The sequence below is a fragment of the Nocardia sp. NPDC004604 genome (genome assembly GCF_040609795.1).
GTDB lineage: Bacteria > Actinomycetota > Actinomycetes > Mycobacteriales > Mycobacteriaceae > Nocardia.
In genome coordinates this window covers 1-12177 of sequence record NZ_JBEXLC010000020.1, presented here as the reverse complement: position 1 = coordinate 12177, position 12177 = coordinate 1, and the positions used below count along the sequence as shown (strand labels likewise).

The 12177-nt window shown below is 64.1% G+C and carries 12 protein-coding genes; 8 read left to right on the top strand and 4 right to left on the bottom strand.

What is annotated here, in order from left to right; all coding sequences use genetic code 11:
- The first annotated feature begins 460 nt into the window (after nt 1-460).
- The 6 genes from ABZW16_RS10095 to ABZW16_RS10070 all read left to right on the top strand — a co-directional run bounded on the left by ABZW16_RS10095 (nt 461) and on the right by ABZW16_RS10070 (nt 4211).
- Entirely contained in the window at nt 461-814 is a 354-nt protein-coding gene (locus ABZW16_RS10095; RefSeq protein WP_354954238.1) for a hypothetical protein, read from the top strand.
- On the top strand, nt 804-1181 hold the full coding sequence (locus ABZW16_RS10090) for a hypothetical protein (protein WP_354954236.1): 378 nt from the start codon (nt 804-806) through the stop codon (nt 1179-1181). The genes ABZW16_RS10095 and ABZW16_RS10090 overlap by 11 nt, the downstream gene beginning before the upstream one ends.
- Nucleotides 1111-2004: a hypothetical protein gene (locus ABZW16_RS10085; protein WP_354954234.1), complete on the top strand. Its 894-nt coding sequence runs from the start codon at nt 1111-1113 to the stop codon at nt 2002-2004. Before ABZW16_RS10090 ends, ABZW16_RS10085 begins: the two co-directional genes overlap by 71 nt.
- 107 nt (nt 2005-2111) lie before the next feature.
- On the top strand, nt 2112-2555 hold the full coding sequence (locus tag ABZW16_RS10080) for a hypothetical protein (protein WP_354954232.1): 444 nt from the start codon (nt 2112-2114) through the stop codon (nt 2553-2555).
- A gap of 329 nt (nt 2556-2884) precedes the next feature.
- The gene (locus ABZW16_RS10075) at nt 2885-3100 is read left to right on the top strand and encodes a hypothetical protein (RefSeq protein ID WP_354954230.1); all 216 of its coding nucleotides are present in this window, start codon (nt 2885-2887) and stop codon (nt 3098-3100) included.
- 337 nt (nt 3101-3437) lie between these two features.
- Entirely contained in the window at nt 3438-4211 is a 774-nt protein-coding gene (locus ABZW16_RS10070; RefSeq protein ID WP_354954228.1) for a methyltransferase domain-containing protein, read from the top strand.
- Between the two features lie 118 nt (nt 4212-4329).
- On the opposite strand, the gene ABZW16_RS10065 is transcribed toward ABZW16_RS10070, so the two are convergent.
- Together ABZW16_RS10065 and ABZW16_RS10060 are read right to left on the bottom strand one after the other, a co-directional pair.
- Nucleotides 4330-5619: an MFS transporter gene (locus tag ABZW16_RS10065; protein WP_354954226.1), complete on the bottom strand. Its 1290-nt coding sequence runs from the start codon at nt 5617-5619 to the stop codon at nt 4330-4332.
- 7 nt (nt 5620-5626) lie between these two features.
- Nucleotides 5627-6415: an MBL fold metallo-hydrolase gene (locus tag ABZW16_RS10060; protein WP_354954224.1), complete on the bottom strand. Its 789-nt coding sequence runs from the start codon at nt 6413-6415 to the stop codon at nt 5627-5629.
- A gap of 89 nt (nt 6416-6504) precedes the next feature.
- Between ABZW16_RS10060 and ABZW16_RS10055 the strand changes: the two genes are divergently transcribed.
- Nucleotides 6505-7104: an ABATE domain-containing protein gene (locus tag ABZW16_RS10055; RefSeq protein ID WP_354954222.1), complete on the top strand. Its 600-nt coding sequence runs from the start codon at nt 6505-6507 to the stop codon at nt 7102-7104.
- A gap of 169 nt (nt 7105-7273) precedes the next feature.
- Here the strand turns inward: ABZW16_RS10055 and ABZW16_RS10050 are convergent, their stop codons facing one another.
- Nucleotides 7274-8254, bottom strand: coding sequence for a hypothetical protein (locus ABZW16_RS10050; RefSeq protein WP_354954220.1), 981 nt, complete (start codon nt 8252-8254; stop codon nt 7274-7276).
- An 805-nt stretch (nt 8255-9059) separates the two neighbouring features.
- Between ABZW16_RS10050 and ABZW16_RS10045 the strand changes: the two genes are divergently transcribed.
- Entirely contained in the window at nt 9060-10238 is a 1179-nt protein-coding gene (locus ABZW16_RS10045; RefSeq protein ID WP_354954218.1) for a GDSL-type esterase/lipase family protein, read from the top strand.
- Between the two features lie 390 nt (nt 10239-10628).
- On the opposite strand, the gene ABZW16_RS10040 is transcribed toward ABZW16_RS10045, so the two are convergent.
- Nucleotides 10629-11699: an acyl-CoA desaturase gene (locus ABZW16_RS10040; RefSeq protein WP_354954216.1), complete on the bottom strand. Its 1071-nt coding sequence runs from the start codon at nt 11697-11699 to the stop codon at nt 10629-10631.
- Nucleotides 11700-12177: the final 478 nt, after the last annotated feature.

The window sequence follows — 12177 nt, the reverse complement described above, 5'->3', positions numbered from 1 at the left end:
GCCAATATGAGGTGCTGTGATGGCGAGTGGGTTCTACAACCACCTCGACGACCCGGATGAGTTCTGGGACGACGAGCCTCTCGTACCGCAGAGGTCCAACGCCGCTCAACCTGATTCGGCGCCGCCTCCTCTCGCGCCGAAACCTTCATCCACCCATCAACAATCGGTGCTACCGCGGTTCGAGGCCCGCGCCCAGACAGCTGCCCCATCTGTGATTCCACCCCGTGTCGGATCATCGTTCGCTTCAATGCAACTCGACCGCGGATGTCTTCCGGTCCGTGTTGCGATGAGTCCGCGTTGGAACAGTTATGTAGCTCCCCATGAGGTCGGCGACGAGCTCATGGCGGCCTACAGAGCCGCTGTGTCACAGCGCATACAGCAACTGTGCACCTCTGGTCGTTGGCCAACTCCGCAGGAAATTTCGGATGCGGAGACTCCGGATCTCCGGACAATCCTGATGGTGCTGCTCGAAACCCGGACCTGGGAGCAATACACGACTGTGTCCAGCAGCATGATCAACAGCGGCCGATACCAAGCATCGGGCCAAGTTATGGTTCACGGAGAACATCCCGTCACAGTGACCGCTGACCGCACCTATTTGCGGTCGATCGATGTGCGGAGCGGTTGGGCCGCGACCGCGCATCCCGAGAAGATCGGCGACGAAATTCTGCGGTGCGCGGAAAAGATCCGCTCCATGCGCCCAATATTCACCGCGCAAGGGGATTACTCACGCTTTACAGATGCCGACCTCGAATACCAGTTGGACCGCCACCGCCTGCGACTCCTAGATGAAAGGATGGATGATGGCCGATAAGCTGACAGTTGGGTTGAACGCGATGAAATTGGCTGTCACCGAATGGGGTGAAGCCGCAAAGAATCTCAAGGCAGGAGTTGAGACGACCTCGAAACTTGAGATCACTGCGACTCAAGCAGGAACATTTGCGCAAGCCTTGGCGAAGTATCAGCCCGCCCCTGCGTATTTCCGCGACAGGCTGAACGAAGGTGTCACCGTTTTCGAGGATATTGCCACAGTGCTCAAATACGCGCACGATACGTACGAATCGGAAGACCTCGAGAATAAAGGAAAACTACGCAAGCTCGAGGGGATATATGACAAATACTGCCGAGGACCGAGAAAGTCTACTGGACAAGATTTCATTTATCAGGGAGAAGAAGGATAGAATCGGCGATCTTCCGGAGGAGGTGAGCACATACGCCGGATACCTCGTTATGCACGTCCGAACCAACGGGTATGCTGGCGTTGCAACAAACCCTATTGGAGCGCTCACGGTTGAAGATACCGTCGACGAAATATGGAGCGAACGCGATAAGATAAACAAGGCGATTGGGCAAACCTGGGACAAGCTCAAGGAGCTAGATCCCGACCTCGAGGTTCCTGTCAAGTTCATCGACGTCGCGAACGAGTGGCGCACCCTTAAAGGAAACGTGATTGCGGCGGGAAACGACTTCCTTGAAACCGCTCTCAGTGGCGAATGGCAAGGCGATGCAGCGAACAGGTACGCAGAAATGCGCACGAGACAAAAAGATGCGTTGGACAGTCTGCCGCTAGAATTCGAGAAGATCGCCGTGAGCCTGGAGACCCTTGCCTCATCCGAGTTGACACTATACGGCGATCTTGCGACAAAGGCGCAGGAGCTTATAACGAAGGTTGAAGAAACCACGGTCGATTACCTCAAGGCTTTGCTGGACATTTTTTCACTCGGAGGTGCAGTCGCTCAGATAAAGGCGCTCACGACGGCCTGCGAGGCCGTGAACACGTTCATACTGGCCACCGTACGGAGCATGGCAGATTCCGCGAAGAATAATATGATCGAGGGAAACAAGATCTCCCAGATTGTGTCGATTCAAAAAGGTCTACCTGATAACAAGTGGCCTAGCGGTGTCAAGGCATCCTATGGGCCAGGAATCGAAGGAATTCGGGCGGCGATCGGTGATGCGTCGACGAAAGACGGAGACAAGTCCGACTGGACGGTGGGTCAATGAGGATTGGCTTGTCAACGATGGTCGCCGCTGCTGCCCTGATTCTGCCGACTGGATGTTCCTCGTCGCCGCCATCTGGAACACCCACGTCGACTCAGGCTCGACCGGCGATGACGCAGGGAGAGCTGTGCAATGTGGTGATGAACTTCTTTACCACCGAGTTGCACGCCGTCGAAGTGCGGACCATCCCGGTCATCTCCGCAGATACCGCTCTTGCGGGCAGCGGAATATGCGAAGTCGCTCAGGGGCAAAGCCCGGCTGGCAACTACATGGCGCGAAATGCGCCGAACGACTCGGACCCGACTGAGGGTCGCCGTGGGTACGCGAAGGCGCCAGAGCTCGGCGTTGCCGTGTGGGTTTACGACATGAGAACAGACAAAGGGAACCCCTCGAACACAGTTCGGTTCGCTACCCGCGTCAACAACTGGAACGCCGTTCTCGAGGTCCAGGACACCGAGACTCGAACAGCCAACGGCACACTGCACCTGACCGATGAGGACAAGCGCAAAGCCGTCCAATTCCTTGCCGAGCTGACAACTAAACTGGCTGGCTGACCGATAGCGATCCGGTGAGCTCGAAATCTCGTAGGGCCAACGTGTAGAACGCGAAAAACAACCTGGTGCGCAGGTGCTGGTGAGAATGACCGTGCCGGAAAGGGCTGAACGACCGGCCGAGGGCGTCCAGGTTGATCAGGTGAGTCTCGTCCGGCCGGAGAATCAGGGGGATGTACCCGGCCGGCCAAGAGTCGACGACCGCCTGTCGGATAGCCAGGAAGTATCCCTACCCGAGCGACCATACTCAGCGATCACGCCGCGGGGAGCCCGGTGGGTTGATGCGCGTGGCGGCAGATATGCGACTACCAATCGTGTGGGAGGGGCCTCGAGTGGATCAGCGATGGGTGTGGCCGGAGAGCGAGATGGCCGGGCGCGTCGTTCCGAAACTGCCTGATGATTCGGAGACCGCGATGGCGCGCCAGGAGTTCGAGCACACCGGCTACGGTCGCGGTGTCGCCGCTGATGCCTGCTCAGCTGCGGTCGGCGGTCGCAGCAGAATCCCTCTGGTTGTCCATCCGATCCACGCGGGCGACGCACGATTGTGAACATGGCTTTGCGTCAGCGAGGGAGCTGAGCGCGGCGATGTCGCACTAAACGATGGACAGCCTGTGATCGACGCCAGAGGCCAAGTGAACGGGAGCTGACCAGTGGAACGCCTCGAATTGACCTCTGTTGACCGTGTCCGGCTGGACTTCGCGGTCCACCGCACCGCGATCGGTCGGCGCGAAGAAGATAACGGGTTCATCCGACGACTGACCCGCGATGCCCCCCGAACGTCGTAGGAATTGCGAGACCGCACGAAATTGCCAGCGGCTGAATCGCACGAAATTGTCAGTAGGACTCGGCGCTCTGACGTCGCTGCGTGGGGTCGATGATGGGTAAATGACCACCAGATCGCGTGCCCAGTCTTTCAATATGGCCGCCGCCGAGTATGCGGCCAGCCGGCCTTCTTATCCACCTGAGCTTTTCGACGCGATCGAGGAACTCGCCGGTCACAGTTTGATGGGTGCTCGCGTTGCCGATATCGGCGCGGGCACCGGGATTGCCACGGCGCTACTGCGTGGGCGGGGAGCCGAGGTCACCGCGGTCGAGCCTGGTGCGGAGATGGCCGCTGAGTGTCGTAGGGAGGTTCCGGGCGTGCTCGTCGTGCGCGGAGACGGCAATGCTCTCCCACTGGCCAACACTTCCCACGACTTCGTCACCTACGCGCAGTCTTGGCAATGGACCGACCCAGCGGTCTCTGTACCCGAGGCGCTGCGTGTATTGCGTAACGACGGTGCACTGGCGATCTGGTGGAACACCACGGCCTTCGACGTGCCGTGGATCCACGCGCAGCACCTGCGCATCGCCCACCACAGCGGGACGAAACCCAGGCCCGCTGCGCGCCCCGACGACGCCGAAGCCATCCGACTTGCGGGCCTGACAGGTCTGCGAGTCGCGCGCCGCCAGATGCGCTGGTCCCGCACGGTCTCTCTGGACACGCATCTGGCCAACATCGGTAGCCGCTCGGCGTTCCTCGTTCTCGACGAAAGCCGACGGCGTGCCTTTCTTGCCGAGGAACACAGGTTGCTGAGCACTGCTTTCCCGGATGGCACCGTCGAAGAGACCTACTTGGTTGATTTGTTGGTGGGCCGTTTCCCCCGTTCAGGACACTGATATTTTCGTCCGCCCCGCGCAGGAAGCTTGCCACGGCTGACATTCTCGAGCGCACCCACAGATCTCGCCGCCACCGTTGGCCTGATCGCAATGGCTACGACAGGGCGGGCCCACATCCTCACTGCTTATGAAACACCGCCCAGCCAAGTGGGGATTTGCGTGCGGCGGCGGCGACGGCGGGCACGATGGCCAGTGCCAGGATGCCGCCGCCGATGGCCAGCCTGGGGTAGCCGGCAGCGGCGACGACCAGCCCTGAGGCCATGCCGCCGGCAGCACCTGCGATGGCGATGGTGACGTCGACCAGGCCCTGAGTTTTGGCACGGGTAGCCAGCGGCACGGCGTCGGTGATGATCGCGGTGCCTGCGACGAGGCCGAAGTTCCAGCCGAGACCGAGCAGCGCGAGTGCCGCCGTCAACAGGGCGACGGAGTCGCCGGGGGCACAGGCGGCGACGATTCCGGCGCCGAGCAGGGTCAGCCCGGAGACGGCGGCGATGGTGAAGCGGCCATAGCGATCTACGAGCCAGCCGGTCAGCGGCGATGGCAAGTACATCGCGCCGATGTGGATGGCGATGACGAGGCCGGCGGCGGCGGTGCCGTGGCCGTGGTCGCGCATGTGGACGGGCGTCATGGTCATGATCGCGACCATCACGAACTGGGTCAGCACCATAACTACCGCACCGACCAGCACACCGGAGCCGCGCCTTTCGACCGCACGGCGCGGCAGGCCGTCGGCATCATCAGGCTGCGCGGCGATGCGTCCGGCCTCGAGCGTGCGGGCAAGTAGTAGCGGATCGGGGCGCAGCCAGATGGCCAGCACCACGGCTGCCGACGCGTAGGCGGCGCCAGCGAGCAGGAACGGACCGGCCAGGTAGGGGATGCCAAGTGTGTGTGCGAGGTTGCTGGTCGGCGCGGTGAGGTTGGGGCCGACCACGCCGCCGAGTGTGGTGGCGACCAGCACGGTGGACACGGCACGGGCGCGATGCGCCGGACCGGCCAAATCGGCTCCGGCATACCGCGCTTGCAGATTGGTGGAGGTGCCAGCGCCGTAGACGAACAACGCAACGAACAGCAGGATCGGATTGCCCGCGACAGCGGCCGCAATGACTCCAACGCTGCCGATGGCACCGGTCAGATACCCGGCGACCAGGCCGGGGCGGCGGCCGCGGGCTTGCGAAATTCGTCCGACGGCAACGGCCGCCAGCGCGGAGCCTGCGGTGCCGAGCGCACTGGGCAGACCGGCAAGGCTGGTTGAGCTGAGCATGTCCTGCGCGAGCAGTGCACCTACGGTCACGCCCGCCGCCAGCCCCGCACCGCTCAGCGCCTGAGCGGCAACCAGGACGAACAGGGTACGGCGCTGGGCCTGGGAGCCGGAGAGGTCATCGATCCGGGCAGATACTGAAGTCGCCACGACAGAGTCAGCCCAGCTCGCCCAGGTCAAGGCGGTCGCGGAGGCCGGCAGCAGTGAAAGCCGCGACCAATTCGGCGCGGCCCTCGGTGAAGTGGGCCCAACCCTCGTAATGAACGGGAACCACTCGACGTGCGCCGAGGAGCTCGGCGGCCTCGGCGGTCTGGGTACTGTCGAGGACGATCGGCGCACCGTCGAAGAGAACGGAGAAGCGGGGCGCTCCGGCGAAGAGGATGGCGGTATCCACCGGTGCGAAACGCTCGGCGATCTCCTTGACCGCGGCGAGTGAGGCATTGTCGCCGCTGACATAGACGGTGGGCAGGCCTTCCCCGGTCAGTACGAATCCGACAACCTGGCCGGTGATCGGTTCGACCTCCTCGCGTGCGCCCGGCCCGTGGATCGCAGGCACGCCCGTCACGGTGATCGTGCCGCCGCCTGGGCGATCCAGCTCGATCGACTCCCAGTCGACCAGGCCTTTGGCCCCGTTCCCGAGGCGTTGCCCGCCACCCGGCGTGGTGAGGGTGAGTGGCACGTCGGCGAGTAGGGCACGGCCGGAGTCGTCGAGGTTGTCGGGGTGCTCATCGTGCGAGAGCAGAACCACGTCGACGCGGCCGAGGTCGGCCGGCGCAGCGGCGGCCGGCGCGGTCTTGGTCAGCAGGCCGCCGGACTGCTGGTAGTCGCGGGGCGCGTCGAAGGTCGGGTCGGTGAGGAACCTGAGCCCGCCGTATTCGAAGAGGGCGGTCGGGCCGCCGAATACCCGGACGCAGACCTGCTGATCGGTTGTGCCTGCAGAAGTCACTAGCAAACTCCTCACGGATGAAACTCCACATATCCGTGAGATACGGTAGGTTGTTCTCACGGATAAAAGCAAGTCGTAACATGAGAGTTATGAGAGTCGTGCGAGAGACCTCGACCGCCGCATTACCGCCCACACCCGGGGCCGAGCAGTACCTCGCTCTCGACTTTGCCGACAGCGCGTATGCGCTGCCCGGCGGACACTTCATCGACCTGCTCGGCACCCCCGAATCGACGAATCGGTGGCTCGCCGAACGCGGCCTCGCGCCTGCCGATGCCGGAGTGCAGGAGATGTGCGCGACGCAGCTGCGCGTGCTGCGAGAACATATCAGGGCACTATTCGCCGCCCGCGTCGCGCGGCAACCGGCATTGCCTGCAGCGCTGTCCGCCGTCAACGACGCGCTGAGCCGGACCCCAACGGCCGCCCTGCTGCAATGGGACGAGAAGAAAGGCCCCTACCGCGCTGCGCTGTGTCCGCCCAACGAGATCCTCGACCGCGCGCTCGCGACGCTCGCCGCAGATACGGCCGACCTGCTCACCGGCTCCGATGCCGATTTCCTGACCATCTGCTACTCCGCCCCGTGCAATCGGTACCTGATCCGCCACGGCCGCCGTCACTGGTGCTCAACGCGCTGCGGCGACCGCGCTCGGGCAGCCCGCGCCTACGCCCGCGCCAAGTCGAAGGTGGACTGACCATGCCATTGAACCGAACAGTCCTCGCGGCCCACATGGCTTCGGCCACACGACATTTCAACGCACGATAATGCCGACGAGTGAGCGGTTTCCGGCGCGCAATCAAGCGCCTTGGGCAGTACCCCACGGCTCCAGCGCCGTCGTTTGGGGTCCGGCTCTCACCAATTGGTTATTGCATCAACTGGATGTGCGGATGTTCATGTGAAGCCGGGCAGACTCGGATGATCTGGTTGTTGCGGTCGGAGACACAGATCTGGGTCGGCTCGCTCGGGCCGCCTTGTACGGCGCCCCATGAGATATTGGCGGCCTGGTCCTCGTACGGGACCCAGTGGTGGACATCAGATTGCCACTCGTCACTGGCGATCGTCAGCAGCGGCTCGGTCGGGGTGCCACAGGTGGGGCAGGGGTTCGGATAAGGATCTTGCATGCCCCATTTGATAAAGCCGCCGATCTTCCAGCCGGGCGCGATACACAAGAAGTTGTACGGCTGATCACGGTCCTCGAGACCGCCGAACTCGACGCCGGGAATCTGGGCCATGGTCCACTGGTCCACTCGTTGCCGAAGCTCCCCCTCGAGCTCCCCCGAGTGCGGGTATTCGATCACTTGTTCCGGATCGATCATGCACGGTTCGGGCACGAGGTCCTCCTCGTACTCCGCCGGTTCCGGAGGATCCACCAGAACGTCAGTGATCGCCGCCGCGGACCGCCAGAACAGTGCGGTCTTGGGCATGCCATCGTCGTCGTGCTCGTAGGGGCACCACAACACTTGCAGCAGATCTGCTCCCTCGGGCGGATGCAGACCGGGCACGTCACGGACGTACAACTGCGCGACCGGTAGCATCGCTATCGGACCGTCGGCCGCCGGGCGCTCCTCCATCCGGTCGAGGATTTCCCTTTCCTCCGCGGTGTATTCCCTGCCCGCACTGCTTCTGGCCGCGCGCATCCGCCGCTCCAGCCTGGCGTCCGCCAAAGAGATCGACGGGAAACGTTCTGCGTCGTGGTCCTCAGCGTGGCAGTGCGGCCATGGCTCGCTGGCCGGCCACAACAAAGGCCCGCCGATCGAACTGTCGTGTACCGATGGTGTTCCCGGACGCGGATGCAGGCGAGTCGCGGTGCGGACCAGCGGCGCCAACTCGGGAAAGACGGTCACGAGATCAACCGGACGTGGCGGCGTAAAACGAGTCATACAACAGCCTCTCGACGTACCCGGAGATGTTCGATTCGATGACGATGGGGCTGGCATGGTCCCATCCCGAGACTAGGCATCCGAGCCTCGACCAACTTCCCACCACTGACAATCGCAGACCTCTCCGAGAAAGCTGGGGAATCTCAATGCAGGAGAGGTTTTCGGCGGTTGGCCGAGCGGATGAGCAACCTGCTCGAACCGCTCGGTCGCAGTCAAGAAGGTTGAACAATTCGCATCAGGCCGACGGTCGAACAGTGGCGATATGCAATAGCCGAGGTGCCCGAATGGCTCCTAAAGTGGTGCAGCGCCATGAAATTGAGTGACGTAGCTCACTGACATCGCCGTCAAGGAGGTCTTTATGCCGATCAGCAGATCTGTCGGCTTCGCGTCTGGATCGTTCGTTCGTACTGATCTCGCGGTCGATCGCCGCCATCCCGCTGCCCCGCCGCACTCGGTCGCTGTGGGCGGCGTTTCCGCCGACGGCCGAGTGGTTGCGCTTGCGGGGTCGCCACGTGTGCAGTGAGCGGCCCGGCCCGAAGAAGCAAGGGCCACTGCACTTCCAGGCGCGTCCCCCGTGGCCGAAGCTGTCCGACCGGCCCCGGTCCGTGAATTCGAGTGTCGAAACGAATGTCAGGAGTTTGTTGCTGTGAAGAAGTGGATGCCCAGGGCCAGTGCGGTGCTGATGCTGATGCTGGGCTGCTCGCCGATGGCTGGCGCCGAGACTGCGGGCCCGGCTGATTGTGACGGTACTCAGTGGGTTGGTAGCTGGATGGCCGCACCATCGGATTCGTTCGGTGTCATCGATCCGTCTCTGGCGCCGCAGTTGTCGGCCGGCGATCAAACTTTCCGACTGGTGGTCACCCCGCACCTGGGCGGCTCGGCAATGCGCGTGCACCTGACCAACCGCACCCGGCCGTCACCCATCGAGATCGGGCACGTGACCATCGGCGCGCAAGCCGACGATGCTGCCGTGCACCCGGATTCGCTGCGGGAAGTGACGTTCGGCGGCGGTCGCGGTGTGACGATCCCTGCATGGGGTGACCTGGTCAGCGATCCGATCGAGCTGTCCTTCAATGCATTCGAGCCGTTGTCGATCGGGGTGTACGTGCCCGGCACCGCGGTGCTGCCGACCGAGCATTTCGTCGCGAACGCCACCAGCTTCTACAGCCCGCCGTTCGCCGGCGACCAGGCCGCCGACCCGTCCGGTGCGGCATTGTCGTTGCGCACCACCGCGATTCCGCTGGTTTCAGGGCTCGATGTAGTGGCGCCCGGTGACGTCGGGGCGATTGTCGCGGTCGGGGATTCGATCACCGACGGGTACGTCGACTCGAACTATCTGGGTTACCAGCAACACATGTCGGTGGTGGACCGCAACGTGCGCTACACCGACTTCCTGCAGCGCCGCCTCGACGCGGCGGGCAAGCCGTTCACTGTGCTCAATGCCGGTATCTCCGGAAACCGGGTCAGCCGTGACGGTCTCATCCCGCAGTTCGGGCCCGACGCCGTCGCCCGGATCCGGGCCGACGCGATCGACAAGGCGGGGGTCACCGATGTGATCGTCGCCGAAGGCATCAACGACCTCGGCATACCCGTCGGCGCCGGCTACGAGCAGGTCATCGCCGCATACACCACGGTGATCGAACGCCTGCACACCGCCGGGCTGCGCGTACACCTGGGCACCCTCATGCCCGCGAGCAACGCCCTCGCCGACGGCATCCTCACTCTCCCCACCGCCGAGCCGGTCCGCCAGCGGATCAACGCCTGGATCCGCGACCAGCAGCTGGCCGACACCGTCATCGATTTCGATGCGGCCCTGCGCGATCCCGCCGACCCCACCGTCCTCGACCCTCACTATGCGAGCCCGGACAACCTCCACCCCAACGCCGCGGGCTACCAGGCCATGGCCGAAGCGATCAACCTCGATATCTTCACGCCCCGCTGCGCCTGACACCGGCCGCAGTCACCCGGCCACGTGATTTCGGGGCAGGTGCCGTCGGGGCGCTGGGTGGGAGCGGCCACGAGCCCCTGCTCGGTCCGGTGAGGTCACCGGCACCAGCGGAGAACTTCGAGTGCGGCACCGACAGCGATCGGGTTGCTCGCGAGCGGACGACCTCACTGCCGCGGTTGTGACGCAGCGGCTTTGGCGGCCTTACGCACGTCGTCATCAGCGAAGATCCAAGCGGGCCGCGGGCGTATCGACAACACCCGCGGCAACGACATTGCGGGCAATGCCGGCCAAGGCGTCGAGCCTTATCTCGAGTATCCGCGAGTGTCCTTGTCCACACCCAACTCTCGGGCCCGGCGCTCTTGTGTCGCCGCAGCCCGGTCGGGGAAGGGTTCATCCGGCATCCTGGTGTCGGTCGGTGGTGCGCAGCGGCGCGCCGACGTGGTGCATGTGCTTCAGCGCCTCGTGGTAAGAGGAGATCAGCCCGGTCTCGTGGTATGGCACGCCGATTTCGGCGCAGTAGTCGCGGACGATCACCTGGGCGGGACGCAGATTCGGCGTCGGCATGCTCGGGAACAAATGGTGCTCGATCTGATAGTTGAGCCCGCCGAGAGCGAGGTCGGTCAGCACGCCACCCCGCACGTTGCGGGAGGTCAGCACCTGCCGGCGTAAGTAGTCGGGGCGGTCGTCGCCGATCAGAGTTGGCATGCCCTTGTGGTTCGGGGCGAAGATGCAGCCCATGTACAGGCCGAACAGCGCTTGGTGGACAGCGAGGAACGCGAAGGCTTTGTCGGCGGGCAGAACCGCGAACAGTGCGGCCAGATAGGCGGCGAAGTGGCCGAAGAGCAGCGCGCCCTCCAATCCGCGGTGTTTGACCGATCGATTTCTGAGCGCACGGGCGCCGGCCACATGGAGGTTCAGGCCCTCCAGCATCAGTAGGGGGAAGAACAGGAATGCCTGCGCCCTCCCGATGAGACGAGGCAGGCCGCGGCTCGCCCGCGCCTGCCGTTGTGACCAGACCAGAATGTCGGGCGCGACATCGGGGTCGAGTTCCTCGTGGTTCGGGTTGGCGTGATGCCGGGTGTGCTTGTCCTGCCACCAGCCGTACGCCAGGCCTATGCCGGCGTTGCCGACGAGTCGGCCCACGATCTCCGTCGGCCGCCGCAGCCGGAAGACTTGGCGGTGCGCGACATCGTGCATGACGAGAGCGACCTGAGCGCACGTCACGGCCATGAACGCCGCGACCATAAGCGTCCACCACGAGTCCCCGACGAGGACGAACGCCACCCAGCCGGCCGCGAACGCGATCCCGACGAGGCTGAGCCGGACCGCGTAGTAGCGGGGACGCTGGTTCATCAGTCCCGCGTCGGAGATCCGGCGCAACAGACGGGCGTAATCACCGTCGGCGCCGCCGCGCCGCGATGATCGTGGAAATGACTCTGGGACCAAGGCCGGTGTCGTCATAGATCTTCCTGAGAGCTGGGTCGGATGTACCACCTCCGCCCGTCCTCGATGCCGGCCGGCCGGTCGACGTCGATCGAAGATTTGATTTCAGCGAGAACTGCTCGGCGTGTCGGGGCGGAGGTGCCGATTCGAAACTATCGGCCGGATTCTCGTTCGATGTAACCCCTTGGTATGACATGGAATCGGACTGCGGTGTGATAGCGGACGCGGACCGAGGGTCCGGGGCGCAGATCCGGACCTCGTAGCCGACGGCCCCGTCCACGACGGCATGGCCGAAGACGAGCCCCGGGATCGAGCGCGGTCCGGTCGAACGCACCACCCTGGCAATGGTCTGCGCGAGTGAGCGGTAGTGCCGCTGGGCGCGCGTTTCCCAACGGCCATGCGGCCGGACCCTGAGGTTCGACGGTCGGTGGCCCAGTCGCAGGGTCCGGACAGGACCCCGCCACCAGCTGCGCCGACCCCGCACCCGTCAGGCAGC